29 protein-coding genes and 1 pseudogene are annotated in these 25,741 nt (G+C 70.1%); 16 read left to right on the top strand and 14 right to left on the bottom strand.

The annotated features are described in order from the left end of the window. Nucleotides 1-258: 258 nt before the first annotated feature. Nucleotides 259-507, top strand: a complete 249-nt coding sequence (locus ACN27J_RS28720; protein ID WP_421371024.1) for a hypothetical protein — start codon at nucleotides 259-261, stop codon at nucleotides 505-507. 40 nt (nucleotides 508-547) lie between these two features. Here ACN27J_RS28720 and ACN27J_RS28715 read toward each other — a convergent pair whose 3' ends face one another. After that, entirely contained in the window at nucleotides 548-1,378 is an 831-nt protein-coding gene (locus ACN27J_RS28715) for a phosphoribosylaminoimidazolesuccinocarboxamide synthase (RefSeq protein ID WP_421371022.1), read from the bottom strand. Between the two features lie 152 nt (nucleotides 1,379-1,530). On the opposite strand from ACN27J_RS28715, the gene ACN27J_RS28710 reads away from it, so the two are divergent. From ACN27J_RS28710 to ACN27J_RS28700, 3 genes are all read left to right on the top strand, one after another. Beyond that, complete coding sequence (locus ACN27J_RS28710; protein WP_421371020.1) at nucleotides 1,531-2,841, top strand: ABC transporter substrate-binding protein; 1,311 nt, start codon at nucleotides 1,531-1,533, stop codon at nucleotides 2,839-2,841. 103 nt (nucleotides 2,842-2,944) lie between these two features. Continuing rightward, the gene (locus ACN27J_RS28705) at nucleotides 2,945-4,141 is read left to right on the top strand and encodes a helix-turn-helix domain-containing protein (RefSeq protein WP_278167252.1); all 1,197 of its coding nucleotides are present in this window, start codon (nucleotides 2,945-2,947) and stop codon (nucleotides 4,139-4,141) included. Nucleotides 4,142-4,321: 180 nt separating this feature from the next. Continuing rightward, complete coding sequence (locus ACN27J_RS28700; protein WP_199757933.1) at nucleotides 4,322-4,489, top strand: hypothetical protein; 168 nt, start codon at nucleotides 4,322-4,324, stop codon at nucleotides 4,487-4,489. Between the two features lie 11 nt (nucleotides 4,490-4,500). Here the strand turns inward: ACN27J_RS28700 and ACN27J_RS28695 are convergent, their stop codons facing one another. The 7 genes from ACN27J_RS28695 to ACN27J_RS28665 all read right to left on the bottom strand — a co-directional run bounded on the left by ACN27J_RS28695 (nucleotide 4,501) and on the right by ACN27J_RS28665 (nucleotide 10,015). Then, nucleotides 4,501-5,160, bottom strand: coding sequence for a DUF1775 domain-containing protein (locus ACN27J_RS28695; protein WP_421371019.1), 660 nt, complete (start codon nucleotides 5,158-5,160; stop codon nucleotides 4,501-4,503). A 16-nt stretch (nucleotides 5,161-5,176) separates the two neighbouring features. Next, nucleotides 5,177-6,898: a copper resistance protein CopC gene (locus ACN27J_RS28690; RefSeq protein WP_421371016.1), complete on the bottom strand. Its 1,722-nt coding sequence runs from the start codon at nucleotides 6,896-6,898 to the stop codon at nucleotides 5,177-5,179. A 2-nt stretch (nucleotides 6,899-6,900) separates the two neighbouring features. Next, nucleotides 6,901-7,626: a YcnI family protein gene (locus tag ACN27J_RS28685; RefSeq protein ID WP_278167249.1), complete on the bottom strand. Its 726-nt coding sequence runs from the start codon at nucleotides 7,624-7,626 to the stop codon at nucleotides 6,901-6,903. A 137-nt stretch (nucleotides 7,627-7,763) separates the two neighbouring features. After that, the gene (locus ACN27J_RS28680) at nucleotides 7,764-8,441 is read right to left on the bottom strand and encodes a GNAT family N-acetyltransferase (protein WP_421371014.1); all 678 of its coding nucleotides are present in this window, start codon (nucleotides 8,439-8,441) and stop codon (nucleotides 7,764-7,766) included. Between the two features lie 109 nt (nucleotides 8,442-8,550). Beyond that, a complete protein-coding gene (locus ACN27J_RS28675; protein ID WP_421371012.1) occupies nucleotides 8,551-9,180 on the bottom strand; it encodes a GOLPH3/VPS74 family protein in 630 nt (209 codons plus the stop codon). Then, entirely contained in the window at nucleotides 9,161-9,478 is a 318-nt protein-coding gene (locus ACN27J_RS28670) for a hypothetical protein (protein WP_421371010.1), read from the bottom strand. Before ACN27J_RS28670 ends, ACN27J_RS28675 begins: the two co-directional genes overlap by 20 nt. A gap of 156 nt (nucleotides 9,479-9,634) precedes the next feature. Beyond that, the gene (locus tag ACN27J_RS28665) at nucleotides 9,635-10,015 is read right to left on the bottom strand and encodes a hypothetical protein (protein WP_278167245.1); all 381 of its coding nucleotides are present in this window, start codon (nucleotides 10,013-10,015) and stop codon (nucleotides 9,635-9,637) included. Nucleotides 10,016-10,437: 422 nt separating this feature from the next. Here ACN27J_RS28665 and ACN27J_RS28660 point away from each other — a divergent pair, with 422 nt between their 5' ends. The 4 genes from ACN27J_RS28660 (at nucleotide 10,438) to ACN27J_RS28645 (ending at nucleotide 13,033) form a co-directional block, all read left to right on the top strand. After that, on the top strand, nucleotides 10,438-11,022 hold the full coding sequence (locus ACN27J_RS28660) for a hypothetical protein (protein WP_421371007.1): 585 nt from the start codon (nucleotides 10,438-10,440) through the stop codon (nucleotides 11,020-11,022). An 82-nt stretch (nucleotides 11,023-11,104) separates the two neighbouring features. Beyond that, on the top strand, nucleotides 11,105-11,521 hold the full coding sequence (locus ACN27J_RS28655) for a PRC-barrel domain-containing protein (RefSeq protein ID WP_421371005.1): 417 nt from the start codon (nucleotides 11,105-11,107) through the stop codon (nucleotides 11,519-11,521). A 175-nt stretch (nucleotides 11,522-11,696) separates the two neighbouring features. Next, the gene (locus ACN27J_RS28650) at nucleotides 11,697-12,326 is read left to right on the top strand and encodes a hypothetical protein (protein ID WP_421371003.1); all 630 of its coding nucleotides are present in this window, start codon (nucleotides 11,697-11,699) and stop codon (nucleotides 12,324-12,326) included. After that, complete coding sequence (locus ACN27J_RS28645; protein ID WP_421371001.1) at nucleotides 12,323-13,033, top strand: hypothetical protein; 711 nt, start codon at nucleotides 12,323-12,325, stop codon at nucleotides 13,031-13,033. The genes ACN27J_RS28650 and ACN27J_RS28645 overlap by 4 nt, the downstream gene beginning before the upstream one ends. Nucleotides 13,034-13,099: 66 nt before the next feature. Here the strand turns inward: ACN27J_RS28645 and ACN27J_RS28640 are convergent, their stop codons facing one another. The 3 genes from ACN27J_RS28640 to ACN27J_RS28630 form a co-directional block, all read right to left on the bottom strand. Next, the gene (locus tag ACN27J_RS28640; RefSeq protein WP_421371000.1) at nucleotides 13,100-14,428 is read right to left on the bottom strand and encodes a DUF4157 domain-containing protein; all 1,329 of its coding nucleotides are present in this window, start codon (nucleotides 14,426-14,428) and stop codon (nucleotides 13,100-13,102) included. Between the two features lie 200 nt (nucleotides 14,429-14,628). Continuing rightward, entirely contained in the window at nucleotides 14,629-15,438 is an 810-nt protein-coding gene (locus tag ACN27J_RS28635; RefSeq protein ID WP_421370998.1) for a DUF6745 domain-containing protein, read from the bottom strand. Nucleotides 15,439-15,548: 110 nt separating this feature from the next. Further along, the gene (locus ACN27J_RS28630; RefSeq protein ID WP_421370996.1) at nucleotides 15,549-16,913 is read right to left on the bottom strand and encodes an Nramp family divalent metal transporter; all 1,365 of its coding nucleotides are present in this window, start codon (nucleotides 16,911-16,913) and stop codon (nucleotides 15,549-15,551) included. Between the two features lie 225 nt (nucleotides 16,914-17,138). Between ACN27J_RS28630 and ACN27J_RS28625 the strand changes: the two genes are divergently transcribed. Genes ACN27J_RS28625 through ACN27J_RS28615 form a run of 3 tightly spaced genes read left to right on the top strand, consistent with a single transcriptional unit; the run spans nucleotide 17,139 to nucleotide 19,382 of the window. Continuing rightward, nucleotides 17,139-17,648, top strand: coding sequence for a hypothetical protein (locus ACN27J_RS28625; protein WP_421370995.1), 510 nt, complete (start codon nucleotides 17,139-17,141; stop codon nucleotides 17,646-17,648). Nucleotides 17,649-17,699: 51 nt separating this feature from the next. Further along, nucleotides 17,700-18,458 carry a hypothetical protein gene (locus tag ACN27J_RS28620; RefSeq protein ID WP_421370993.1) on the top strand — a complete coding sequence of 253 codons (759 nt, stop codon included), beginning with the start codon at nucleotides 17,700-17,702 and terminating at the stop codon, nucleotides 18,456-18,458. 54 nt (nucleotides 18,459-18,512) lie between these two features. Further along, entirely contained in the window at nucleotides 18,513-19,382 is an 870-nt protein-coding gene (locus ACN27J_RS28615; RefSeq protein ID WP_421370991.1) for a hypothetical protein, read from the top strand. Here ACN27J_RS28615 and ACN27J_RS28610 read toward each other — a convergent pair. Continuing rightward, nucleotides 19,370-19,896 (bottom strand): annotated as a pseudogene (locus ACN27J_RS28610) (SDR family NAD(P)-dependent oxidoreductase). The gene ACN27J_RS28615 and the pseudogene ACN27J_RS28610 overlap by 13 nt on opposite strands. A 70-nt stretch (nucleotides 19,897-19,966) precedes the next feature. On the opposite strand from ACN27J_RS28610, the gene ACN27J_RS28605 reads away from it, so the two are divergent. Both ACN27J_RS28605 and ACN27J_RS28600 read left to right on the top strand, forming a co-directional pair. Further along, nucleotides 19,967-20,155, top strand: a complete 189-nt coding sequence (locus ACN27J_RS28605) for a hypothetical protein (RefSeq protein ID WP_421370990.1) — start codon at nucleotides 19,967-19,969, stop codon at nucleotides 20,153-20,155. A 339-nt stretch (nucleotides 20,156-20,494) separates the two neighbouring features. Then, nucleotides 20,495-20,995 carry a hypothetical protein gene (locus ACN27J_RS28600; RefSeq protein ID WP_421370988.1) on the top strand — a complete coding sequence of 167 codons (501 nt, stop codon included), beginning with the start codon at nucleotides 20,495-20,497 and terminating at the stop codon, nucleotides 20,993-20,995. Between the two features lie 37 nt (nucleotides 20,996-21,032). On the opposite strand, the gene ACN27J_RS28595 is transcribed toward ACN27J_RS28600, so the two are convergent. Further along, a complete protein-coding gene (locus ACN27J_RS28595) occupies nucleotides 21,033-21,947 on the bottom strand; it encodes an SDR family NAD(P)-dependent oxidoreductase (protein ID WP_421370987.1) in 915 nt (304 codons plus the stop codon). An 80-nt stretch (nucleotides 21,948-22,027) separates the two neighbouring features. Here ACN27J_RS28595 and ACN27J_RS28590 point away from each other — a divergent pair, with 80 nt between their 5' ends. Beyond that, nucleotides 22,028-22,642, top strand: coding sequence for a TetR/AcrR family transcriptional regulator (locus tag ACN27J_RS28590; protein WP_421370985.1), 615 nt, complete (start codon nucleotides 22,028-22,030; stop codon nucleotides 22,640-22,642). Between the two features lie 112 nt (nucleotides 22,643-22,754). On the opposite strand, the gene ACN27J_RS28585 is transcribed toward ACN27J_RS28590, so the two are convergent. Continuing rightward, a complete protein-coding gene (locus tag ACN27J_RS28585) occupies nucleotides 22,755-24,095 on the bottom strand; it encodes a peptide ligase PGM1-related protein (RefSeq protein WP_421370983.1) in 1,341 nt (446 codons plus the stop codon). A 307-nt stretch (nucleotides 24,096-24,402) separates the two neighbouring features. Here ACN27J_RS28585 and ACN27J_RS28580 point away from each other — a divergent pair, with 307 nt between their 5' ends. Next, a complete protein-coding gene (locus tag ACN27J_RS28580; protein ID WP_421370982.1) occupies nucleotides 24,403-25,293 on the top strand; it encodes a 2OG-Fe dioxygenase family protein in 891 nt (296 codons plus the stop codon). A gap of 13 nt (nucleotides 25,294-25,306) precedes the next feature. Beyond that, nucleotides 25,307-25,735: a GFA family protein gene (locus ACN27J_RS28575; RefSeq protein ID WP_421370980.1), complete on the top strand. Its 429-nt coding sequence runs from the start codon at nucleotides 25,307-25,309 to the stop codon at nucleotides 25,733-25,735. Nucleotides 25,736-25,741: the final 6 nt, after the last annotated feature.

Genomic DNA, 25,741 nt, shown 5'->3' with positions numbered 1-25,741 from the left:
CCCTGCTCGGACGGGTGGAGCGCGACGTGCAGTCCAAGATCCACGCGGGCTTACGGCTGGCCGGTGGACCTCGTGGTCGTCCACCGCGACGCCGACAGCATCGGGGCCGACGCGCGACGCCGGGAGATCGCTGGCGCGGCATCAACTGTCGCCGCCGGAAGCACAGTGATACCGGTTGTCCCGGTACGGATGACAGAAGCCTGACTCCTCCTCGATGAGGCACTCATTCGCCAGGTCGCCGGCAATCCGCGCGGGAGGATGGATCTTCAACTCCCCCGGCCGCACGAGGTCGAGAACCGCGCCGACCCCAAGGAGATCCTGCAGCGGTGCCTCCTTCGGGCAGCCGAGGTGACCGGGCGGCGGCGGGAAAACCTGCGCAAGCGCTTCCCGCAGCACCGACGACAACTGCTCGAACGTCTCGACAGATTCGGTCCCGTTTCCAAGTTGGCGAGCTGGAACCAACTATTGATGGACATCGACGAGGCTGCCCAGGCGACCAAGAGCTGAGCGGCCTGCCCTCGATCCGTCTGATCGAGGTCGCCACCGCTCACCAGGTGCGGCCGGTGATCCGTTCGTAGACCTCGACGTAGCGGGCCCGGGTCACCTCGACGATCTCGGCCGGCACCTCGGGGGCCGGCGGGCGCTTGTCCCAGCCGGTGCCGGCGGCCCAGTCCCGCACGTACTGCTTGTCGAAGGAGAATTGCGGGCGGCCCGGCTGGTACGCGTCGGCCGGCCAGAACCGGGACGAGTCGCTGGTCAGCACCTCGTCGGCGAGGACCAGGGTGCCGTCGGGTGCCCAACCGAGCTCGATCTTGGTGTCGGCGACGATCAGGCCGCGTTCGGCGGCCAGCGCCGCGCCCCGCCGGTAGACGTCCAGGGTGATCTGCCGCAGCCGCCCGGCGGTCTCCGCGCCGACCTGCGTGACGACGTCGGCGTACGTGATGAACTCGTCGTGCTCGCCGACGGCCGCCTTGGTGGTCGGGGTGAAGATCGGCTCGGGCAGCTTCGACGCCTCGACCAGGCCGGCGGGCAGCGCGACGCCGGAGACCGACCCCGACTTCTCGTACTCCTTTAGGCCGAGGCCGGTGAGGTAGCCGCGGGCGATGCACTCGACGGGCACCATGTCCAGGCGGCAGCAGCGGATGGCCCGGCCGGCGAACTCGGCCGGTACGTCAGTGGCGGAGACGACGTGGTGCGGCACCAGGTCGGCGAGCTGCTCGAACCACCACAGCGACAGCGCGGTGAGCAGTTTGCCCTTGTCCGGGATCGGCGTGGGCAGCACCACGTCGTAGACGCTGATCCGGTCGGAGGCGACCAGGATCAGGTCGTCGCCGTCGGCGTACACGTCCCTGACCTTGCCCGAGTGCAGCAGCTCCACGCCGGCAAGTACATCACGACGTCGGACACTGCCTGGACCGACCAGCCCAGAAAACGTTCTCCAGCCGGACGGCCCGTTGACACCCGACCGGGTCGCTTGTGTAAATGATCGGGCCGCAGACCGGCCAGCCCAGCCCTGATCAGGAGAAACCCGTGTCACCATCCGTCGTATCGACACGCGGAGCTGTTGCCCGAACACTCACTGTCCTACTGGCGGTCGCCATCGGACTCGGCGCCTGCGCTACCGACGACACCGGCGAGCCGGTCGAGGACGGGCCGGTCGAACTCTCCGTCTTCTGGTGGGGCGCGGAGCGCCGGGCCGAGCTGACCCAGCAGGCGCTCGACGTCTACGCCGCCCGCAATCCGGGGATCACCTTCAGGGTCACCTGGCAGGGCTACAGCGGCTACTACGACAAGCTGGCCACCCAGGCCGCCGCCGGCAACACGCCGGACCTGTTCCAGATCGACGACAACTACCTGACCGAGTACGCCGAACGTAACGTCGTGCTCGATCTCACCCCCTACGTCGACAGCGGCGAGCTCGACCTTTCCGGCTTCCCCAACAGCCTGGTCCAGTACGGACAGGTCGGCGGGCGGACCGTGGCGGTCGCCGCCGCCGCGAACACCCCGGCGATGGTGTACGACAAGACTCTGCTGGCCGAGCTCGGTGTCGCCGAGCCGACGATCGGGATGACCTACCCGGAGCTGATCGACTGGGCCAGTCAGATCACCGCGCTCACCGACGGCGAGGTGGCCGGCACGATGGACCCGTCGGCCGATTACAAGGCGCTCTGGCTGTGGCTGCGCACCAGCGACCTGGAGCTGTACCAGGGCCGGCAGCTGGGCTTCGGCGTCGACGACCTCGAAGCCTGGTTCGAGCTGTGGCAACAGGCCCGCGACGCGAACGCCACGCCGAGCGTCGAGCTGATCAAGGCGGCGAACAGCGGCGACGTCACCCAGCAACTGGTCGCCACCGGCGACGCGGCGACGTCGTTCATGTGGTCCAATCAGCTGGCTGAGCTGCAAAAGCACACCACCGCCGACCTCGGTGTGGTCGCCTATCCCGGCGACCCGCAGGGCCAGTGGGCGCGGGCGTCGATGTACTGGGCGGGATTCCGGGGCACCCGGCACCAGCGGGAGGTGGTGGACGTGATCGACTTCCTGGTCAACGACCCGCAGGCTGGCCGGATCCTGGGCACCGAGCGTGGCCTCAGCTCCAACCTGGAGGTCCGTGAGACGGTGCAGGCGACGCTCGCCGACAAGAAGATGCAGGCGTCGGTCGCGTTCGAGCAGCAGATGTCCGATCTGTTCGGTCCAGCGCCGGTACCCCCGCCGCCCGGCCACACCACGGTCCGGACGCTGTTGGTCACGGCGGCGGAGAGCGTACAGGGCGGCGCGGCGACACCCCGGCAGGCGGCCGAGGAGTTCGTCGCACAGGCCAACGCGGTGCTGGCGAACGGATGACATGCCCCCCCGGGTACACCAAAAGGCGGGACAGGCGTAACAAGCAGTTACATTGGTCGACGTCACGCCGTTTCGACCGTACCGTCGGCATGGGAGGTCCCCCATGCCGGAGGATTACATCGGCCTGCGGGTCGCGCGGTGGCGTGACATCGCCGGCATGACGCAGCAACAGCTCGCCGCTGAGATCGGGGTAAGCCGCGAGTACGTTTCCATGATCGAGAACGGCAAGCGCGCGGTGACCAAGCGGTCCATGCTCATCGCGCTCGCCACCGCGCTCGGGGTCTCTACGATGGACCTCACCGCGCAGCCGTACCTGCCCCGGTCCCGCAACGACCTGGCGCTCTACGCCGCCGTACCGGCGATCCGCAAGGCGATGGACGACGACGAGCCGGCCGCCGCCCGCCCGGCGGCGCTGCTCGCCGCCGAGGCCGACCGGGCGATGCGGGCCCGGATGGCCTGCGACAACCCGACCCTCGGCATCCTGCTGCCCCGGTTGATCGCCGAGATCCGCACCACCGCCAACGCCGACGAAGACCCGGTCGCACTGCGGATCGCGGTGCAGGCCCTGGTCACCGGGTCGCTGGCGCTCAAACCACAGGGCCACGTCGACCTGGCGATGCGGCTCGCCGAGCGCGCCGTCCGGGCGGCGCAGCTCGCCGACGACCCGGCCTGCGTCGCCGCCGCCGACTACGCGCTGGCCCAGGCGGTCCTGGCCACCGGGCTGCGCAAGCGGTCCTGGACGTTGGCCTGCGACGCCGCCGAACGAATGCAACTTCACACCGGTACGGACGAAGGCCGCGCCTGGTACGGCATGCTGCACCTGCACGCCGCACTGTCGGCCGCCAGCCTCAGTCAGCACGACGTCGCCGAAACCCACGTCGCCGAGGCCGAGGACGTCGCCCGACGTACCGCAGGTGATCCGTGGCGGATGGAGTTCACCTCGGCGAACGTCGCGGTGTGGCGGGTCGGGGTGGTGCTGGAGAACGGCGAGCCGGGCCGCGCCCCGGAACTCGCCCGCAAAGTGGACCAGAGCGCGCTGCGGACCCCGCAGCGCCGGGCCAGGTTGCACATGGACGCCGGGCGCGGGTTCCACGCCGCCAAGCGCAACGAAGAGGCGGTACGGGCGTTTCTGCGGGCCGAGGCGATCGCCCCGCACGAGACCCGCAGCCGGGCCACCGTACGGGAGATCATCGCGCACATCGTGCGGGACTCGTCGCCCCGTGGCGGCTCCGACGAGCTGCGGCAACTCGCGGTACGGATGGGAATCGATCCACTCTCACCAGAGGATCACCCGACGTAACCGCTCGTTACGCAGAATCCGCATGCGGTCTCGTACCGTCATGAGTACGGGGTGCGGTGCCGGGTGTCAGTGGAGAGCCCCCGGCACCGCACCCCGGCTTTCGGGTCGCACCCGTGGCTCCGCTCGGCGGTCCCCCGTTGCGCTCGCACTGCCGTGAAGGACTGTCGTGAAGGGAGGGACATGGTCTCGTACGACGAGTACCTCTTCGCCGTCGCGGCGACACTGGCCCGCCGGCACCGCCCGCAGTGGTCATGGCGCCGGTGGCGGCGGACCTGCCGGTGTGGTGCCGAGCTTCCCTGCCGCACCCTGCACCGGGTGCCGATCAACCGCGGCCACTGGCCACGATGAGGCTCCGACCGTCACCGTCCGCTCAGTCGGTAGCCGACCAGACCGGCACCGACCACCAGCAGTCCCACCGCGACCAGCGCCTGCGCGACGCTGGCACCGCCACCGCCGGCCGGCTGATCGGCCGGAGCCGCCGGTGGTGCCGGCGCGAGCACCGCGTTGGTCGCGATCAGCGACGGGGCGGGCCGTTCCGCACCCGGCCCGGTGTCCGACCACTCGTAGCTGTCGCCGTCAACGCACCGCTGCACCGCCGGGAACCAGAAGGTCTGCCCGACCGTCCCGGTCAACCGGACCAGCACCGAGAACTCGGCGACCCCGGCGGCGATCTGCTCGGCGTCGATCGCCGGCCCGGTCCAGCTGACCCGGCCGGGGGTGACCTCGGCAGCCCACCCGGGCGGCTGTCCGGTCGTCGAACCGGCGATCGCCCCGGCCGGCATCTCGACCACCAGCTCGTTGGTGTCCGCGTTGTCGCAGCCGTGGTCGAAAGTGAAGGTCAACGTGGTGGCACCGGCACCATTCGGGGCCGCGCCGGCCAACTGGGTGTGGGCCGCCGCCGGCGCCGCCGACCAGAGCGTCACCAGCGCCGCCGGTGCCAGCCCCAGTAGCACCGCACCGAGCAGCCCCAGCAGTGCCGCGCCGAGCAGCGCCGTGGCACGTCGTCGGAACCTGTTCATCGGCTCCCCACCAGGCTCATCGGATCTCCACTGGGATGGTCGCGATCGGGCTGTCGAACCGGGAGGTACGTGCGTTGACGGTGACCTCCCAGCTGCCGGGCATCGGGAAGTCGGCGACCGCCTCGTAGCGACCGGGGCCCGTCTGGGCGAGCCGGCGGTCCAGCGGCCCGACCCCGACCTCGGGCAGCGTCACGGTCACCGCCGGCGGCGCGACCGGCTCCAACGGCTGCCCGGCGGCGTCGAACAGCGCCAACTCCAGCGCGTTGATCCCGGTGGCTCCGGGGGTGATCCGGATCTGCACCCGTCCGTCGCCGAGCGCGGCGTCCGCGACGACGGCCTGCTCGACGGCGCTGGTACGGCCGTCGGCCGAACCGGTGGCGGCGGTGTCGGTCTCGGAGGCCCGGTCCGTCGGGTCCCGGGTGACCAGCACACCGGTGACGGCGAGCACCCCGACCAGCAGCACCGCCTCCGCCCGGACGGTGCGGCGCAGTGAACGCAGGGCGGCGGCCTCGGTGTCAGGTCGGCGGGTACGCGGCACCAGCAGGTACCGGTTCCAGCCGGCGATGCCGACGAGCACCCCCACCGCCGCGACCTTGCCGAGCAGCACCAGCCCGTACGTGGTGCCGAACAACCCCGACCAGGATCCGACGATCCGCCAGCCGAGCAGGACTCCGGCCACCGCCAGCAGGGCGACCAGGAACGCGGCGGTCTGGGAGAACGCGGCCACGACGCCGGCCCGCTGCACGGCCGACGTGGTGTCGAAACGGCGGGACAGCAGGTGCACCAGACCGAGGATGCCGCCGAGCCACACCGCGGCGGTGACCAGGTGCAGCAGGTCGCTGCCCAGGGTCAGCCAGACCGGGCCGAAGCTGCGGGTGTGTCCGACCAGCGCCAACGCGCCGAGCGCCAACCCGGCCCCGGCGAACACCGCGACACCGGCCGGGCGGCGGGCCGTCCCGGCGCCGCCGCTGTCCAGCCGGGCTCCGACCAGGACCGCGAGTACGCCGGCGGCGGTGAGCGCGGCGGCCAGGCCGAGGTCGGACAGGTAGCCGGTCCGCCAGGTCGCCGGGTCGGCCAACGCGCCGATGTCGGCCGCGTCCTGCCAGGCGGTGGTGACCGGCGGCATCACCGCCACCGCGACGAGGGCGACGACCCCGAGCCTCACCACTGTGGGCAGCTGTCGTCGACGCGCCGGGATCGGCAAAAACGACAGGCCGAACACGGCCAGCCCGGTGCCGCCGAGCACGCCGACGTACAGCAGCGCCTCGGTGACCGGGCGGAGCACCCGCAGGGCGAGGTCAGGCTCGGTGACCGGGATCGCGACGCTGCCGGCGGTGGGTGCGCCGATCGCGAAGCTGAACCCGCCGGCAACCGGGTGGCTGTCCGCGGAGATCACCCGCCAGCTGACCACGTACGTGCCGTCGGCCAGGCCAGTCGGCAGGTCGACGACCACGGTGCTGTCCACCGACCTGGCGGTGACGTCGACGGTGGACCCGGCGGCGTCGAGGACCTGCACGCCCTCGGTGCGGACCTGGACCGGCTCGTCGAAGGTCAGGGTGACCGACGGCGGCGCCTCAGCGAGCAGCGCGCCGTCCGCCGGATCGTTGGCCAGCAGCGTGGCGTGCGCGGCGGCCGGACCGGCGCCGGCGAGCACGAGCAGCAGACCGAGCAGGCTTCCGAACAACAGTCCGGGTACGGCGAGCCGCGCTGCTCGCCGTACCCGGTGCGGCGACCGCACGCCTATGTGGTCTTCCGGGTGCGCTGCAGCGCCAGGCCGCCGGCGGTGAAACCGAGCAGGCCGAGGATCAGGCCGATCCAGCCGACGACGGAGCCGCCGTCGCTGGTGGTGGAACCGGCGGTGGTGAGTTCGGTCGGCTCGGCGTCGTCGGCGGGCTCGTCACCGGCGGCAGTGCCGTCGGCGTCGGCGGCGGTGATGACGAACGACGGTGCCGGGTAGTCCAACTCGTGGCTGTCCTGGCCGTCCGCCGGCACCTGAGCCCAGGCGGTCTCGCCCTGCTCGCAGGTCTGAATGGCGGGGAAGATCAGGGTCTCACCGGCCGCGTCGGGCAATCGCAGGGACAGCTCGAACACGTCGCGGTGGCCTTCGGGCAGTGGGGTCTTGGCGGTGTAGACGATCTCCGCGACTCGCTCGGTGAGCTCGTTGCCGTGGCTGTCGGTGACCGGCGGGTCGAGGGTGGCCATCACCTTCTCGACCGTCCAGCCCTGGTTGATGGTGGGGGTCACCGAGTTGATCAGGTCGGGGATCTGAATGGCCACCTTGGTGGTGGCCGAGCCGTCGCAGCCGTGCGGCACCGACACCGTCAGCACGGTGTAGGAATCGGCGGTGGTGACGGTGGGGGTGACGGTGACATGCGCCGCCGCCGGGGAGCTGGCGAGCAGCACGGCGCCGCCGGCGATAGCGGCGACGGCACCGGCTCGGGCGACGCGACGAAGGGTGGAGTGCATTGACGGGTTACCTCTCGATCATCGGGCCGCCGAGGGTGCCGCTCGACGGGTTCTGACGCGTTGGTCGGCTGCCGACGCCCGTTGGTTCCCGGCGGATCCGATGATTTCGTGAGAGTCGATGGTCACGTAGGCCCGGGTCAACGGTCCTGACTCTGGTCACCGTCGCGGCCGGATGGCTGGTCACCGTCGCGGCCGGACAGCTGGTCGCCCTGAGCCGGCGCGCGCCACATCGGCCAGATCGGCGGGCCGTCCGGCAGCTGGACCGGTTCGTCGGCGACGTACCCGTGCCGAAGGTAGAGGCCACGGTTGCGCGGCGTGGTGGCCTCCAGGTACGCCGGGGTGGCCGACGCGTCGAGCAGCCGGTGCTGGTGGGTCAGCAGGGCGGTGCCCACGCCCCGGCCCTGCAGCCAGGGTGTGACGCCGAGGTACGCGAGATACCGGTGCGGCCGATCCGGCCGATGTCCGCTTAGGACACAGTGCAGGGCGGCGACGCGGTGCTGCCAGATACCGGCGGCGAGCATCAGTCGACGCTGGTGGACGGTGATGTGGTTGGCCGACTCCGGCTGCTCGCGCTGGTACCAGATCGCCACCCCGGTGAACGGTCCCGCCACGTACACGTCGGCGCCGGTGTCGATGGCGTGTTCGAGTTCGATGATGAACAGCGACCGGAAGGTGGTGACCCGGGCATCGATGTCCCCCACCAGCCACTGCGAGACCGGTGCGATCAGAAACGCCTCGGTGAGCAGCGTCGCCGCCTGAGGGATGTCGTCGTGGGTGGCGGCCCGGACGGTCATAGCGGGTGTGGTCGCGTTCATCGGCACGCTCCAAGAGGGTGAAAGTGTGGGTGGAATGAAACAGCTGTGAGTTGCCCGGTAGGGGATCGTGCGGTGACAGGTCGAGCCGGCCCTGGCTGGGCGGGCCGGCTCAGGTACGACCGCTCAGCACCGCGTTGCCGACCGCCGCGCCGGTCTGGCCCAACAGGTCGCGCAGCGCCGGCCGCAGCGCCCGCGGCAGGACGTCGAGGTGACGGGCCACCTCGGGTTCGGCGCCGTCGAGCAGGTAGGTGTCCAGCCCGGTCGCCACGGCCAGCCCGGCAAGGAACAGGTCGGGCTCGTCGAGCGGTTCCATCCGGCGCAGCCGCAGCGACAACCGCGCCCACGGCCAGGCCGCGAGGTTGATGTCGACCGGTACGTAGATCGTCCGGGTGCGCATCAGCCGGCGGACCTGCTCGGGTCGGACGACACCGGCGGCGGTCAGCCGCTGGGCGACGTGGTCCGGGGCACGCTCCGACAGTACGGTCAGCCAGACCCGTACGCTGGTGTGCTCCGGCTCGTCGAGCAGCAGCCGCAGCGCGGAACGACCGAGCGCGTCGGCCGGCGCCGCCGGATCGACCACCCAGACGTGACCGGCGTCGACGACGACGGCCTGCGCGGTGACCAGCTCGGCGAGGACCGCGCTGGCCAGGCCGAGCCCGACCGCCCGGGGGTGCAGCCGGGCGCGCCCGGTGACGTCGTGATGGGCTAGCAGAAAGAACTCATCGGCGAGCAGCGGCACCGTTGACCACCACCTGCTCGGCGGGCGGCGGCTGGACGCTGGCGCGTCCGCCGACGGCGGCCCGCCGCACCGCGGCGACGCTGACCAGCGCCTGTTGGCAAGGTGGATGGTCGGGTCGACAGTCGACGTGGTGGCCGTCGGCCCACACCCACTGCCCGCCGTAGCTGCGGGCGGACCTGGTCCGGACGTAGGTGATCAGCAGATCGAAGGGCTCGCCGGGCACGGGACCTCGCCCGTACCGCCATTCGGAGACGGCGAAGCGAAGCACCGTACCCGGTGGCAGCTCCGGAACTTCCACGTTCTCAGCATTGTATGTCATATATATCAGTCCAGCCGGAATCATCGGACGCGCCACTGGGGGAACGCGTCGCCATCCAGAGCACCGCAGGCGATCCGGACAACGTTTTTCCTAACGTGAAGATCCAGGTCGGGGAGAGCACTTGGCGGACATTGGTCACGTGGACCAGATGAATTCCAACTCGTCGGCGGCACCACCGATCCGGACCTCGGACAGCACCTCCCGGAACGCCGAGGAAAGGTCCCCGACGGCGGTGCCGGCCAACAGGTCCGGATGATGAGCCGCCACGGCGTTGAACACGAGACGTTCGACGGTGAGCGCGTCCACCGGGCTCAGCCGGCAGCCGCACGGGGCGCCGTACACCCAGCCGTTGAGCCTGGCCATCGGAATCATTTGCCGTTCGCAAGTTGCACAGAAGAGCAGGCCGGCCAGGGGTGACGGATAGCCACCCGGCGACGTATTGGGAGCGGCGACCCGAGCATCATTCAGCTCGACGCCGTCGGTGATCTCCCAGCGCGTGCCACGGCTTCTCGCCATCGCGGACTCCTCACCCTGGGACACCATCGATTGACCGCCATCGGCGGACGCAGATCGAGTCTGCCAGGGCACCCACAGTGGTGCAATGCTCAACGCGCCGGTGAAACCGCACCGAAAGTTTGAAAACCCGAAATAGCTGCGGATTCGTCTTCGTCGACGCTCCGGAGGTCGTCCGGATTCCGGCGGCGGCGCCCCGATCGGCCACCTCCACCACGCCGACCAACGAGGACGGTGCACGCACCGGCCGATCCCGACACTGGCGGACATCGGCTACGCTGGTACGCCCACGCCTCGCGCGGGTGATCCCGGTGGCCGGCGGGATCCCTCCCCATCACCGTCCCGTCGGCCACCGCCACCGCCGTCGTGACCGGTCGCCAGCACCGCCGTCGCCGACCTTGATCGACAATGGCACGATCTCCGCCATGGATCACGGGCACGGCAGACTCGAACTGTCCATCGGATACCCAACCAGCCGGCCGACCCGGCTCGCGGTGCTGTCGGTACTGGGCGTCGGGCTGGTCACCGCCGGGTGCTGCCTCGGCAGCCTGCTCGGGCTGGTGGTCTCGGGCGGCGGAGACGAGCCGACCCTGCCGATGCTGCTCGGCACCGGGCTCGCCCTCGCTGCGTCGGCCGGTATCGGCCTGCCGATCGCCCGGGTCGCCCGGACCGGGGCGTGGCTGTCCGGCACCCAGCTCACCGTACGCGGACTCGCCACCCGCACCGTCGACCTGCGTACGGCCGAGACCGTGACAATCTCGCCCGGCTCCCCCGCGACCACTGATGCGGACCCGAACAGCGGCGGTGCCCCCGGCACCCCGGTGCTCACCGTCAGCGGCCCGGACGGCACCGTCCGGCTGCCGCTGCGCAACCGGGAGGGCACCCTGCTACCCGCCGCCGAGATGATCGCGCTGGCCCGGGCGTTCTCCGCCGCTTCCTGCCCCGGCGCACACGAGGCCGCTCATCTCCTACACACCATGGACGCCGATCCGAGCGCCCTGCTGCTGTGACCGCCGCCGTCCATCGGGTTTGCCGGCCGGTCGAAGTGGTAACCCGGAAAGGGTGAGGCAACCGGCGAGCGAAGGGGGCATCATGACCGAGGGGTTGTCGAAGCTGGTCAGGATGAGCGACGCCCACGAGATGGTGGCCGATCCGGCCGAGGACATTCGTGGCCGGAAGGTGTGCGACGCGGCCGGCAAGGACATCGGCAAGGTCGACGACCTGCTGATCGACGAGGCCGAACACAAGGTCCGGCTGCTGCGGGTCGAGCACGGCGGCATCCTCGGTTTCGGGGCCACCCCGTCGTTCGTCCCGGTCGACGCGATCGTCCGGATCACCGACGACGTCGTGCACATCAACGAGTCGAGTGAGCGGGTAGCCGGTGCCCCGCCCTACGATCCGGAGCTCGTGTCACAGGACAAGTACTACGAGGAGCTGTACGGCTACTACGGTTACCCCCCGTTCTGGGGCGTCGGGTACGTGTACCCGGGCTACCCGTTCTACCGTTAGCCGGCACCGGACCGGGTCGGGGCGACGTAGGCGCTTCGGCGTCGGGTAGCCACCGCCCGGTACCGCAAGCCCCGACATGGTCGGTTGCGAACCGCTGACCGGCCGATCCCTGCCCGCCTGGCGGCCGGGTAGCGTGGCCGGGCATTGGCGTCGCGACGGTTGGACAACAGGAGTCATGGCACAAGGTCCCGGATCGGCCCGGCGTTGGCTGCTGACCGGCGCGGTCGTCGCCGCGTTGCTGGCCGGCGGCGCGGCGTGTACGAGTCAGGGCGGTGCCGAGGCACCGCCGGCGGACGGGCAGCCGACGAGCGTACCGCCGTCGGTGGAGTGCCCGCCGACGAACCAGGCGGTCCCGGTCGACGCCGGCACCGTGGCCGACCCGTCGGTGACGTTCGACCCACTGCCCGCCGGCGGGACGCACGTCGCGGCGGCGGTGTCGCCCGCCGACGTCGGTCCGGGGCAGATCCGGCAGACCGAGCTACGGGTGTACGGCTGCACGGCGGGCGACTGGGCGCAGGTCTTCGCGACGTCGCTGGACACGACGGACTGCGAGATCGTGCTGACCCCGGTTTCGGTACGGGGCCCCGACGAGCAGGATCTGATCTTCGGCCGGCGGTGCGGCAGCGGCGGGTTCCTGGACTTCGACGTGCTCGGTGTCACCGGTCCGGGCGGCATCGAGGTGCTGCACTCGGAGACCGCCCTGGCCGCCGGGCAGGTGACGCAGGACGGTGACCGACTCGTCGTCGTCACCGGATCGCAGGAGCGGTCGCTGGTGTGGCGGGACGGGAGGTACACGGCCCAATGAGCAGCCCGTCACCTGCCGGAGCCGGAGCCGGAGCCGGACCCGAGCCGCTCGGCGACCCGCACGAGGAGCCGGCGCGGACCGGTGGCAGCCGCCTGCGGGTCGCCGTACTGGCGCTGGTCGTCCTGCTGATCGTGGTGCTGGTCACGGTCGCCGCAACGATGTGGGCGGTGGGCCGCTCACCGTCGGAGCCGACGCCCGCCGGGCCGACCGCGTCGCCGGCCGCGTCGGCGAACCCGTCGGCTGATCCGGCCGGCTCCGACGCCGACGACGAGTTGCTGATCACGACGCGCGGGATCGGCCCGTTGCGGATCAGCGGTAGCGTCGCCGAGTTGACCGCGACCGGCGCTCTCGGCACCGAACCGGGCGACTTCTGCCCGGACCGGCTGGTCGGCAGCGACGAACTCGCCGGGGTGGTCGTCTACACCGCCGAGGACGACATCGCCGCGATGATCCTCGTCGAGGAGTCGTCGCTGTCGACGGCCGAGGGCGTGACGGTGGGTAGCACAAGTGCCGAACTGCGTGAGGCGTACGGCGAGCAGCTCACCCGGCACACCGCCGAGAACAACCCGTACTCCGAGAACTACCTGGTCAGCAGCGGCACGCTGGCGATCGGCTTCACCGTGTCTCAGGACACGGTGGGCAAGATCCTGGTGGCGCCGACGGAGGTGCTGCGGGCCGTCTACGACGCCGGCGAGTTCCACTGCTGACCCACCGGCCCGGTCGGCCGCTGAGCAGGGACCGGGTGGCGCCGCTCAGCGGTTCCAGACCAGGGTTCAGACCATCGTGAAGTACTCCAGCTTGTATTCGGCGTCGCGGATGAAGACCGGATACTTGCCGGTGAACCCCGTCCGTCGGCGGAGTTCGTCGGCCGCGTCGGTGAAGTTTTGCTGGAAACCGACCGTGAACCACTGTCTGTGGATCTCGGGCCCCGGGTTGAACAGGAACCCGGCGATGCCGTCCGGTGCCACGCCGAACGCCTTTACCTCGTTGTTGTCCGGGGTGTAGGCGTCCAGGTCCTGTGTCTCGAGCGCGTCGTTCTGGGCGTCCACCACGGTGTCGTGCAGCTTGCCCAGCCGGTCTAGGGCGCGCTCGTGGGTAGGGATGTTCGCCGGGTCGTACTGGTAGTTCGTCGAATCGTCCTTCGGACTGAAGTGGAACATCCGGCTCATGTCCTCCCCGCCGGGCCGGGCGTCCAACTTGAACGCGTCGGGGATGGCGAGCAGCGCCATCACCCGACCGTTGAACAGGGTCGACTTGAAGTCGTTCTGGATCAGTGACCAGCTCTGCGCCGGGATACGCGGGTCGGGCGGCGGTTTCGTCGTGTCCTGCTTCTTGTTGAACTTCGCCTTCAGCTGCTCCAGCTTCGACAACCCCTGCGCCGGCGGGGCACCCCGGGGGTCGGCGCTGTGGTCCAGCACCCCGAACACCGCGTCCAGATTGCGGAAGTCCACGGTCCGCACGAGGACACCCGATCCGGCCGCGGCGTCGAGGATCCGTTGCGCCTCCGGCGGGGCGTCGGGCTTGGCCTCGTCGTCGGTGTCCTTCCGTTGCACGGCACGGTGTGCGTGGGCGTGTGCGTGGTCACCGGCATGGGCGTGGTCGCCGACGGCACCTTGCTGGATGGTGTGGGTCAACTCGTGCCCGAGCAGTGCGTCGCCGCCGGTGGTGCCCGGTCGGTAGTCGCTGCGCCGGACGAACACGTCGGCTCCGACGGTGAACGCCCGGGCGCCCAGGGCGTGGTTCATCCGGTCGGACTCGGTGCCCACATGGACCCGCACCCCTCGCAGGTCCGCGCCGGACACCTGCTCCATCCGTCGGCGCACCCCGGCCGGGACCGGTCGTCCGCCGCCCCGGGCCCGGGCCACGCCCTGTTCCACCGCCGCGCCCGCCGACTCACCCACTGCCGTCGCGGGCACCTGCCCGACCGCCTCGGGTGCCCGCTGCACCGACCCGCCGGTCGCCAGCCGCGAGATCCGGTCCGCTTCCTGCTCGAGCGGGTCGGTGGTGGAGCCAACCGCAAGCTTCGCCTGGATGATCGCCCTGGTCTGCCGGTTGCCGTACCGGCGCTGCAGGCGGTGTGCCGGGTTCGATGACGGGCGCACGCCGGGTGCACCGCTGACGCGGGAAGCACCCGGCGTACGGCCAACGGGTTCATGCTGGTGCGAATGCATCGGGACAGCCACCGTCCTTCGAGCCTCGGCGGCCGGGAGCCGCCGGGCAGATCATGGTCGCCTACGTCCGCACCACGTTAGCGAGTAGGCGTCTTTCCACCATCTGCCCGGCCGACTCAGCCGTCGGGCGGCTAACCGAGTGGTCGCCAGCCGTCCCGGTATCCGATCGGGCCGTCGCCGTCCCGCGCGGGTCGCCGCTGCCCGTGGCAACCGCCCGGCACCGGCCCGGTCCGGATCACCGCCGGACGTTCGACCAGGACGCAGGTCCGCTCTCCCGGCCACCACCAGCCGGTGGACCGGGCCAACGTCGCCCACTCGTCGAGCTGTGTCTCGTCGGTCCGCCGGTACCGGGCCAGCCCGAGCCGGCGCAGCACGTCGTAGTACGCCACCCAGTGCGCGTCCTGCTGGCCGTACCAGGCGGTCGGCACCGGCTGTCGCCCGACGGCCGCGAGTGCCGCGCGGACCGGTAGGGAGAAACCGTCGACCAGGCTGGTCCGCAGCGCGTCACGGACCCCTTGCTGCAGGACGACCCGCAACGGTACGCCGGCCGCGAGCGCCTCGATCGGCGGCAGCACCGGCCATTTCGGTCCGGCACCGTCCTGTTTCTGGCCGGCGTCCTTTTTCCGGGCGTCCCTGTTCCCGGCGTCCTTCTTCCGGCCGGCCGGTGGTGGGATCAGGTCGGGATGGTCGGCGCTCGCGTCGAGGGCGCTGCGCAGCCGGGACAGTCCGGCGGCGAGGTCGCTGGCCAGCGGGGGTTTCCCGGCCGGCTGTCGGCCTCTGATCCACTGTTGGAGCAGGTCGTGGGTGGGCAGCCCGGTCAGCAGCGGCAGCGCCTGACGGGGTGAGTCGACCCAACGGAACCGGGGCCGGCTGCGGCAGTGCCGGGCATAGATGCGGGACAGGATGTCCTCTGTGGCGGCCCGGTCGGCGGGCGCGGTCACCGCGCGAGGGCGGATCCGCCCTTCCGGTAGGAAGTGATCATGTCCACCATGGTGGCGGATCGCGCCGCCGACCGCAACCGGCCTGCCCTCTTCGGCCGGCTCTCTTCCGGTCAGCCGGCGAGCTGCTGCCACAGGTAGTAGAGCGCGAACCAGGTGAAGAAGACCACGGCGGCGACCACCAACGCGGTCGCGGCCCGCCCGGCGCGCAGGGCGCGCGGCATCGTCCGCCGGTTGAGCCACAGCACGAGTCCGGCGACCAGCGGGATGTGTATGGCCTCGATCGACCCGGCGAGGGTCAGCAGGGCGACCGGATCACCGAAAATCAGGAAAACGGCGTACGGCAGGGTCGCCAGCCACAGCACGACGGCGGTCCGGCTGATCACCACCGGGCGGGTGAGAGTGTGCTCGGCGAGCCGCGCCGGGAGCAGCCGCCGCACGCCGTCGGTGTACAGCCGCTGCCACCCGTCGATGTTGGTGAGCGTGGCGGTCCAGAACGCCGACACCAGGCCGACGACCATCAGCCAGAAGCCGACGCTGCCGAACACCTCGCTGAACAGGCGGGTCAGGTCACGGGCGACGTCGGCCTCGGCGGGCACGATGCCTTCCGGCCGCAGCAGCTCGGCGCCGAGGACAAGGAACGCGACGGTGATCAGCGCGACGCCGACCACCGCGAACGTCGAGTCCAGGCTCATTGTCCGCAGCCAGCCGCGTACCCGGTCGATCTGATCGCTGTCGAGGTCCCGCGGGTCGCGGCGGTCCGCCGCCGGCACCCCGGCGTGGCCGATGCCCTTGGCGGTGATCCAGTACGAGTACCACATCAGTCCGGCCGCGCCGTTGGACAGGAAGCCGAGCCAGGGCAGGATCTCGGCGACCCGCAGATCGTCCGGTGGCACCGGGACGAAGCCGGCGGCGGCCTCGGTCAGGTCGGGCCCGACCTGGATCGCGGCGACGACCGCACCGAGGGCGAGCGCGATGCCGAGGACCCGGGACGCCCATTCGACGCCGGTGTAGTGCCCGACCAGCACCAGCCCGGCGGCGGCGGCGATGACCGCGCCGGTCCACAGCTGGATCGGACCGGGTACGGCGAGCGCGAGTGCGCTGCCGGCGGCGCTGGCGATACCGGCGATCGCGGCGATCCCGACGACCAGCTGCGGCACCAGGATCACCCAGATCGCCCAGCCGGCCGGGCCGGGCAGGCCGGCCAGGCCGGTGAGCAGTCGGCGGCCGGTGACGACGCTGTAGCGGCCGATCTCCCGGGTGACGAAGAGCTTGAGGACGAGTACGGCGACGAGCGCCCACATCAGACCGTAGCCGTACTGGGCACCGACCCGGGGGGTGAACAGCAGCTCGCCGGTGGCGAGGGCGGCGAGCGCCCACAGCACGCCGGGACCGATGTAGCGGAAACGGCGCCAGCCGGCCGGTGGTTCGGGTACGCCGGTCGACCGCTGCGGTGCGGCCTCGGTGACCTGGCTCATGCCGTGTCTCCTTCGAGGGGTGGACTCGTCGGGTCGATGCCACTGCACGAGCCGGTACCCAGCCGGCGACTTCCTCACGCACATCGCCCATCAGTCAAGAGATGACTTCACAGCGTTACATCGGTAATCTTAGATGTATTGCTCGCCGCACCCGCACCAGGTGCCGACGACCGTCCACGAAGCAACCGAGACAGCCGAGCACCCGAGACAGCAGAAAGGAAGCAGATGAAGCGCGCAGTCCTGCGTGTGGCGACCGTCCTCGCCGCCGCGATCGCCGCCGCTGCCCTCGCGGCCAGCGGCGCCACCGCCAGCCCGTCGATCCTGCAACGGTTCTCCGTCCCGTCCGGGGACAACTGCACGTACGGCTACACCCAGGGTCACCTGGAGTGGCGCTCCGCCCCGCCGACCAGCACGGTACGGGTGACCGGGGTGCTCGCCGACCGTCCGTTCCCGAACGACCCGGGAGCCGTCTGCCGCGACGACAGCCGCTACACCATCGCCAGCTACACCGCGTACGCCGGCGAGCGGGTCATCGACGAGACCGCCCGCCGGGTGAACAACGGCGTCGTCGAGATCGAGTTCATCCTCGGCGCGAACGCCGCCGTCCGAGGGATCGACCGCGTCGTCATTCAGGTCTGCCGGGTGTCACTGCTCGACATCACTCCGATCCCGGACTACTGCGGCCGCCCGCACACCTTCACCCCGTCGGCCGTCACCCCGACCGCGCCCCTCTGACACCGAGCCAGGTAACTCCGCAGCCCGGCGCCGATCCTCGCACCCTGTTTCATGATCAGTTCAATTCACGTCGGCGCCGGGTTGCACCTTGCAAATCAATCGATTAGCGTCGTGGCTGTTGGTCGTCGTACGGGGCGAATTGATCAACCCCCACTCGCCGGCCAACAATTCCCGCGTGGCTGCAGGTCGCGCTATCTCAGTCACGCGGACTCAATTGTTCCAGCACGGGGAGGATCGATGAAACAAGCAACACGGGTGCTCAGCGCCCTGGCCGCAACCGCCCTCGCCCTTGGCGGCGTTGCCGCGCCGGCACAGGCCGTGGCCGGACCAGCGGAAGCCGCGGTCGCGGTGCCGGGAATCGCACCACCGGGCTCCGCCAGCACCGCAATCTATCTGGACAGCGCCGGCCGGGTGATCCCGATGACGAGGGCCGCCGGCACGACCGCAGACACGGCGCTGATCGGCTGCACACCGGAAAGCGGCCGGGACAACCCCCACCGGTCCGGCACCGGGGTGGCGGTGTCGGGTCACGGCTGGTGGCGGCAAGGAAACTGCAGCAACGACCGGGCGAACGTGTTCAACTGCCTGTACGAGTGGTACACGGACAACAGCTGGCGACAGAAGGCCTGCTCGTCGACCAGGGAACTACGGCCCTACACCGGAAGCGGCGACCGCACCGTCGCGCGCCACGACTGTGACGACACCCAGATGACATCGTGGCGCAATCATGTCGACGTCGACGTGATCGGCGAAATCGACACCGGCGAGTGGCCGTATCGCCAAAACGACGTTGCCTGCCGGGTATACTGACCCTTCAGAAAAGCAGTACCGTCTCAGCTGCCCGGCAGCTGGAAAGGAAACAGCATGCCGGAACGCAGCATCAATGCACGGCCGGGCCTGGTGCCGGCGACCCGTCGGGTCGCCGGCACCATGTTCGCCGCTCTCTACGGCAGCGTCCTCACCGGATCCGCGGACGATGTTCCACACCGGACCGGCGGGGAGCTGGACGCCTATTCGCTCTTCTACCACCGGTCACTCGCCATGGGCTGGCTCGACGATTCCTCGGCTGGCGGCGATCGCGACAACGGCATGCTCCGGTCGGATGGCCTGTGGGCGACGAACGACGCCGGGTGGGAGCACCCGGCCGCCGCACCCGACGCCGGCCTGTTGTCCTGGTTCCAGGTCGACGCCAGCGCGGTGGCGGGCGACCGGCCACTGCCGGTGCAGCCGTTCCTGCACTGCGCCGAAGAGGTGACGGCCCGGCGGGGTTCGCTCGACCTGTCTGCGGTGCAGCTGCTGCTACCGGTGCACGGGCTCGACCCGGCGTCCCGCCCGCCGTACGCGCCGGTGCCGGCGACCCGGACGAGCCCGTGGTTCACCGGGCACGGTCCGGCGGACCGGACGCCGGTCGAGATCACCGTCAACAGCGGCCGGGAGCCGTCGTTACCTGACGTGGCGGTCCAGCTCACCGAGCTACTCGCCGACCTGGGTCCGGATGTGTTCGGGTACCGGTCATACGACCTCGCGGCCGCCGACGCCACCCCGGCTCCGCTGTTCGACGACAGCTTCTGGAACGGCCCGCCACTGCACGGGGTGGCGCTTCGCGGTGAGCTGGTCGAGTGGTCCTGCGACGCGATCGGGTGGCTGGCCGAGACTGTCGCCGACGCCGTGGCCCGGCTCGGCGTCCGCACGCCGTTGCTGTTCACCGCCGTACGCTCTGGTCAGGTTTTCTGACCGCCGGAGGGGTCTCCGGCGAGGGCGGCCTTGACGATCACCGCAGGCTCGTTCTTCGGTACGTCGTAGGAGGCCATCATGTCGGTGTCGACGGCCCCCATCAGCAGGCCGGTGACCTGGGTTTGCTGGGCGGCCAGTTCCAGCCGCACGGCGTTGGTGAGGTTCCACTCGGCGGCCTTCGCCGCCGCGTACCCGCCGGCACCAACGTTTCCCAGAAGTGGGTGTCCATCTCCCGGCGGATCAAATCGAGGTCACCGCCGACCAGGTCGGCGCCGGTGGCGACCCCGGCGTTGTTGATCAGCAGGGTGACGTCACCGTTGGCCCGCGCGGCGGCGGCGACCGAGTCGGTGACGTCCAGCGGCAGGACCCGTACGCCGGGCAGGTCGACGGACTCGGGGCGGCGGGCGGTGGCGTACACCGGGACGGCTCCGCGCTCAAGCAGCTGGGCGGCGAAGTGCCGGCCGATACCACGATTGGCCCCGGTGACCAGGGCGGTTGCTCCGGAAATCTGCATGCTGGCTACGCTAGAACTTGACGTTGACGTCAAAGGCAAATGCTTGTGATAGGGGTCACTGTGCGGATCGGTGACCTGTGTAGACGCCAAGGTCAACACGCCCGAGTCACGCGCCCGGCTGACCGCCGAACGCGACCGGATTGACGCGCGGATCGCCGAGTTGACGGCGGCCCGCTCCCGGCTGGACGAGGTGATCGCGCTCGCCGCACACCCGGACAGCGGCTGCGCGTACGAGTCCGGCCCGGCCGGACCGCCCTGATCGGGGTTGGCCAATAGACTGCTCCCGGCTTTGGGCGACCTTCTTGCCGCCGGCGTAGAGGTAGAAGACCGCGAGCAGCCTGACGAACCGGGAGCTCAAGGAGCTGTGGCGGGCCACTGCGCTGCTCGGACTGCCCGCACACCCAAAGTCAAACAGTCGATAAGGACAGGAACCACTACCGTCGTGACAGTCGACATTCGCCGCCTACTGTTACTGGTCCTGCCACCGATCCTGCTGGCCGGCTGCACGAGCTCGACCACCGGGCCCAATGCCACGGGGTCGACGTACCAGCCGTACCAGGTGAGCCCGGAGATCTGCAGATCCATCGACTTCGCCGTCGTGGCCGAGGTCTTCGGCGAGAGCGCGATGCCCGACAGCCTCGCCGAAGACCTCGGCCGCGACAACCGTTCGTTCATTTTGATGGAGGACGGCACCGTCCGATGCGGGCAGCTGATGGGTGGCCTGCCGGGCAGGCCGGGAGGCTTCGCGGCCGTTGAGGTCACGCTGTACGACAGCGAGGAGCAGGCACTCGCGGAGCACTCACCATCACCAGTGTCCGACTGGACGTCCCTGTCGACGTCGCCAACCGGAGACACGCTGCCCGACGGGCCGGCCACGGTCGCTGACGAGATCCGAGTCGCTCAGGACGGCGGCTCCGACAGCCCGGACAGCAAACAGACCACGGCGCTCGTCCGACATGGTGGCCTGGTCATCGTGGCGGACCTTAACGCAATCGGGGGGAACCAGTCGTTGGGCCCTGCCGCCGCACGGCTGCCTGCCGTCGCCGTCGCCCTGGCCGAGGAGGCGTTCGTCGCGGTCCGGAGCCAGCAGCCTCGCTGAATTGCCGGCCTGTCCGGTCGCAGGTGGGTCCGGGCAGTCAGGGCAGGGACAGCAGGTCGGCGCTGTCGGCCCACAGGGCGTCCCGGGCGTCGTCACTGCGCGCCAGGCGGGACGGGGCGGTCCAGGTGAGCTGGTTGTGTACGACGCGGGCGTAGTAGTGCCCGGGTGGGGTGGTGACGGCGCCGAGGGTGAGGTCGGTCAGGGCCGCTGCGACCGCCTCCCGGCGGTTGAACCGGGGCATCAGGCGGGTCGCCCGGCTGAGTATCCGCCAGGCCAGCCGCATCGTGGGCGAGGCGTCGCGCAGCAGACCGGTTCCGGGCGTCGGTCCGGGGTCGAACGCCAGGACCCGCCACTGCCCGCTGCGGGCCTCGGGCCGGGCGGCCAGGGCCCGTACGGTCAGCACGTTGCACAGCTTCGACGATGTGTACGCGCGACCGCCGGCCGATCGTGGGTCGGTGTCGCGCTCGGGGTCGGTGTCGGGACGGGCGAGCAGGCGCGCGTCGGCGTGTCGGGGCGGCGTCGGCAGCAGCGTGTCATGGTCGGGGTCGTGGGTGCCGCTGGTGGTGACGATGACGGTCGCCTTCGGCGCGAGGTTGGGCATCAGCAGCCGGATCAGCAGGTAGTGCGCGAGGTGGTTGACCGCGAAGGTGGTTTCGAAGCCGTCGACGGTGCGCCGGTCGCCGGTGCGGAAGCTGAGACCGGCGTTGAGCACGAGCGCGTCGATCGGGGTGCCGTCGAGCCGGTCGGTGACGGCCCGGGCGAAGGCACGGACACTGTCCAGCCGCGCAAGGTCCAGGGGCAGGGCGTCGGCGTCGCCCGACGCGGTGTCGGGGTCGCCCGACGCGGTGCGGCGGGTGCCGGACAGGACCCGGGTGCCGGGCTGCGCGGCCAGGCGCCTCCGGGTGTCCGCGCCGAATCCCGAGGTGCCGCCGGTCATCACGATCGTCTTCACAGCCAGGACAATATGAGTGAGCGACTCATGTTGTCAACCGGAGTCTGCGACTCACCTTCTTCCCGCTGGATAATGCCTCCGTGACCTCCTCCTCGTCTTCGCCGCAGCCCAGACGGATGCGGGCCGACGCCCAGCGCAACCGGGCCCGGATCCTCGCCGCCGCCGAACAGGTCTTCGCGGCGGCCGGTCCGTCCGCCTCGACCGAGGAGCTCGCCGAGCTCGCCGGCGTGGCGATCGGCACCGTCTTCCGTCACTTCCCCACGAAGGCCGCCCTCATCGAGGCGGTGTTCATGTCCCGGCTACGGGAGATCACCGCGTACGCGCGGGAGATGGCCGCCGACGGCGACGTCGGCGCCGGCTTCTTCGCGTTCTTCACCGAGGCCGTCAAACAGTCGACGGTCAAGCACGCCTTCACCGACGCCGCCGACTCCGACGACGAGGCGATGGCCGCGGTACGGGCGGCGATCGCCTCAGCCGGCGCGGACCTGCGCGACGCGATGGGGGACCTGCTGACCAGGGCGCAGCAGTCCGGAGCCGTACGCCCGGACATCACCACAGCCGAGTTGGTCGGGCTGATGATCGGCACCTCGCGGGCGCTGGAGCAGGTCGGCCCCGACCAGCAAGGCCAGCAACGAATCCTCGCCGTCCTGCACGACGGACTCACGCCCCGGCCGCGCCCAGCGTCGTCCACCTAGTGTCGACGGAATCACCGCAGCGCTGGACGAACTACAGCCGGACCACCCTGCCGGACCTGCTCGGAGCCTTTCGGAGTCGCTCGGAGCCACTCAGAGAGTCGCTCAGGGTCGCTCAGAGCTTGCTCAGCATGCCGGTCAGCTGCTCCTCGGTGCGGGACGTCTCCGCCCAGCTACGGCCGACCACCACGTACTCGATCGTGCCCGTCTCCTCGGTGGTGTCGTTGTAGATGACCACGCCGTGGTCCGATCCCCGGGTGAACAGCAGTCCCTGCTCGTCCAGGGCCTTCACCAGGATGTCGCAGCCGGGCGCGGGCACGTCGATCCGCGAGGCGAAGACGTGATGGTCGAGGTAGTCCTGACCGAGCAGCCGTCGTCCGATCATGTCGATGCCGGTGGTGCCGCCGACCCGCCCGTTGAACTCGTTGAACAGCAGATCACCCGATCTGGTGACGATCGCGTCGATGTTCATCGGCCCGTAGTAGCCGAGCTGCTGGGCGACGATCGCGACCTGCTGCATGTACGCGCCGAGGTGCGCGTGCAGTCTGGGGGTGAGGTTCTGCGGCGGGTAGATGCTGCCCTTCCAGGTCTCGGCCATGCGTAGGTCGCTGTAGCTCATCAGTGTCGGCGCGCCGACGCGTGGCACGGTCATGTCAGCGGACAGTTCGCGGACCGACTCGTGGTAGACCTCGATGACGTTGTGCGCCGGGCTGGCGCCGGCCGGCAGGTCGGGCAGGGCCGTCAGGCCGAACGGTTCGAGCGCCGACGCGACCGTCGCGGGGTCGGTCGCGGCCAGGTGGACCACGTAGTGGGCGCCGGCCTCCTTGCCTCCCTCGACCGTGGTCAGCAGGATGTTGCCGTCTCCGCCGGCGTTCACGTCCTGCTTGACGATGACGGCCCCGGTGCGGGTGAGCAGTTCGGACACGCCGTCGACCAGCTCCGGTCCACGGTCCACCACCCGCCCCTCCGCGACCGGGATCCCGCAGGCCGTCGCCATCGACCGGAAGACCGACTTGGAGTTGACCAGCTCAGCGGTCCCTTGCGCGAAGCGCACGGACTCCTCCGCGCCGATGCCGAGCAGCCGCTCCCAGGAGGCGATGTCCCGGTCGTGGATGTAGCACTCCAGACGCCATGGGTTCGCGCCGTCGCCGCGTGCCGCCACGAGGCCGCGCAGGGCCTCGGCAAGCTGTGGTCGTTCGCCGGGGTACCAACCGCCGCCGGGGTAGTCACCCAGGGAGAGCACGGTGGGGGGCGACGCGAGGCCGAGCAGATCGGCGACGTACGCCAGCCACGCGTCACTGACCTTGCCCGGAAGAACCGCTACGTCACCCTCGTCCATCGACCACAGCATCCGGTTGGCGAGAAAGCGGTAGGAGTCCTTCGCGTCGTCCGGGACGTCATCCGGCCGAGCCGCCATCGAACGGCTGGTCGAATTGACGAACATCAACTTTGGCAACGGTCTTCCTCTCGGCTTGACGTGGTGTCCCGAGCAGGGCGCTTACCACGTTGGTGTCGAATCTCGAAACGGTAAGAGGTACGGCTGACGAGCACGCTCGGCCGTGTACACGGTTCCGCGCCCTACGGGAGTTGTCTTCTCCCATGTTGCTCTCATACCTCGACTACCGCCGGTAACCCATCACCCTCTGTGAGGGCAATTCAGAAGAAGCGGGGACCTACCGCCCGCACCATGATGTGGATCTCAGAGAGCTTGCCGTCAAAGTCATTTACCGGGAGTGGAGAAGGCTGTGAAATACGATTCCGCCATGTCCGACGTCATGGATGTGAGATCCGAATACATCCGTGCCCGATGGGCATTCGTCGACGGGGCGAGAATGGCCTCTCTGCTGCAATCTCTCGGCGCGACCGACGAGGATTTCGAGCAGCTGAAGCTGGTCAGCGAGCAGTTGGAGTCGGACCCGACCCTGCCTTTCCGTAAGAGCAGGAACGGGCGCATCTGCCTGAACCCACAGACCCGGCGCGGTTACCGACTGGAGGCGCAGCCCTTCGTTCTCTCCCGCGAGGAGGACTTCGTCCGGCACGACTCGGAGACGCTGCGAACGTTCGACGAGGTGCAGGACGACCTGCAGCTGAACACCGCGCTGCAGGCGATGCTGGTCTTCAAGTTCCTGGTCGTCCACGGTGTCGACGTGGCACGGCGGCCCCGGCTGGACTACGACCGCGCCGAGTGGATCTGCACCCTGTTCAACCTACGGACCGTCACGACCACCGGCCTGCTGGGCGAACCCGCGCTGGAGGGCGTGCACTCCGACGGGGTGGACCACACCATGACCACGTTCCTCTCCGCGCGAAACATGACCACCGACAGCGCGGAGACCTTCCTGCACGACATGCGGGAGGTCAACGGCCGCCGCTGGCACGAGACGGACCCCGCGTTGATCAAGGGCAGGGCGCGGCACGGCGACTTCCTGGACACCCTGATGGTCGTCGATCACGAGTACAAGCACAGCGTCTCGCCGGTCTACCCGATCGACGACACCGAGCCGGCCATCCGGGACATGCTCATCTTCTTCACCAGGAAACCCACCGAGAAGGGGCACGTCTCGTTCCGGTACGACTCGGTCGCCCCGCACCGCACGCTGCCCATGTCGTTCGGCCTGCCCGCCCACCTGCCCGCGCTCGCAACCGCCAACTGATCGGAGTGACGCCATGACCGAAGAGGTGACGGAAACGACCGAGAACATCGAACGCGTTTGGTATGAAGGCAGCTGCCACTGCGGCGGGGTGGTGTTTTCCGCAGCGGCCAGTCGAAACCTGACCATCACCCTGTGCAACTGCGGAATCTGCCACCGGCACGGCCACCAGGAACTGATGACCCCGGAGGCGCGGTTCAAGCTGCACCAGGGACAGGAGTTCCTCAAGCCGTACCGGTTCGGCAACCGCATCGCGGACCACACCTTCTGCGCGGTCTGCGGTGTGCTGCCGTTCTACCGCCCCCGATCGCACCCCACCGGCTATTTCAGCGTCAACGCGCGGTGCCTCGACCTCTCCCCCGCCGAGAACATCGAGTTCGTGGAGTTCGACGGGCAAAACTGGGAGGCGAGCATCGCCGCCGGCAAACACGTGCTGACGGAGTAGGTGACA

It is taken from the genome of Solwaraspora sp. WMMB762 (assembly GCF_049179115.1).
Taxonomy (GTDB): domain Bacteria; phylum Actinomycetota; class Actinomycetes; order Mycobacteriales; family Micromonosporaceae; genus Micromonospora_E.
The sequence above is the reverse complement of the archived record's forward strand: the minus strand, read 5'-3'. Positions and strand labels throughout refer to the sequence as shown.

Excerpts from the sequence above, each read along its gene's own strand:
- ACN27J_RS28720 (WP_421371024.1), top strand. The coding sequence starts at position 259 with ATGGATCTTCAACTCCCCCGGCCGCACGAGGTCGAGAACCGCGCCGAC.
- ACN27J_RS28705 (WP_278167252.1), top strand. The coding sequence starts at position 2,945 with ATGCCGGAGGATTACATCGGCCTGCGGGTCGCGCGGTGGCGTGACATC.
- ACN27J_RS28700 (WP_199757933.1), top strand. The coding sequence starts at position 4,322 with ATGGTCTCGTACGACGAGTACCTCTTCGCCGTCGCGGCGACACTGGCC.
- ACN27J_RS28695 (WP_421371019.1), bottom strand. The coding sequence starts at position 5,160 with ATGAACAGGTTCCGACGACGTGCCACGGCGCTGCTCGGCGCGGCACTG.
- ACN27J_RS28685 (WP_278167249.1), bottom strand. The coding sequence starts at position 7,626 with ATGCACTCCACCCTTCGTCGCGTCGCCCGAGCCGGTGCCGTCGCCGCT.
- ACN27J_RS28680 (WP_421371014.1), bottom strand. The coding sequence starts at position 8,441 with ATGAACGCGACCACACCCGCTATGACCGTCCGGGCCGCCACCCACGAC.
- ACN27J_RS28665 (WP_278167245.1), bottom strand. The coding sequence starts at position 10,015 with ATGGCGAGAAGCCGTGGCACGCGCTGGGAGATCACCGACGGCGTCGAG.
- ACN27J_RS28660 (WP_421371007.1), top strand. The coding sequence starts at position 10,438 with ATGGATCACGGGCACGGCAGACTCGAACTGTCCATCGGATACCCAACC.
- ACN27J_RS28655 (WP_421371005.1), top strand. The coding sequence starts at position 11,105 with ATGACCGAGGGGTTGTCGAAGCTGGTCAGGATGAGCGACGCCCACGAG.
- ACN27J_RS28650 (WP_421371003.1), top strand. The coding sequence starts at position 11,697 with ATGGCACAAGGTCCCGGATCGGCCCGGCGTTGGCTGCTGACCGGCGCG.
- ACN27J_RS28645 (WP_421371001.1), top strand. The coding sequence starts at position 12,323 with ATGAGCAGCCCGTCACCTGCCGGAGCCGGAGCCGGAGCCGGACCCGAG.
- ACN27J_RS28630 (WP_421370996.1), bottom strand. The coding sequence starts at position 16,913 with ATGAGCCAGGTCACCGAGGCCGCACCGCAGCGGTCGACCGGCGTACCC.
- ACN27J_RS28625 (WP_421370995.1), top strand. The coding sequence starts at position 17,139 with ATGAAGCGCGCAGTCCTGCGTGTGGCGACCGTCCTCGCCGCCGCGATC.
- ACN27J_RS28620 (WP_421370993.1), top strand. The coding sequence starts at position 17,700 with ATGATCAGTTCAATTCACGTCGGCGCCGGGTTGCACCTTGCAAATCAA.
- ACN27J_RS28615 (WP_421370991.1), top strand. The coding sequence starts at position 18,513 with ATGCCGGAACGCAGCATCAATGCACGGCCGGGCCTGGTGCCGGCGACC.
- ACN27J_RS28580 (WP_421370982.1), top strand. The coding sequence starts at position 24,403 with ATGTCCGACGTCATGGATGTGAGATCCGAATACATCCGTGCCCGATGG.
- ACN27J_RS28575 (WP_421370980.1), top strand. The coding sequence starts at position 25,307 with ATGACCGAAGAGGTGACGGAAACGACCGAGAACATCGAACGCGTTTGG.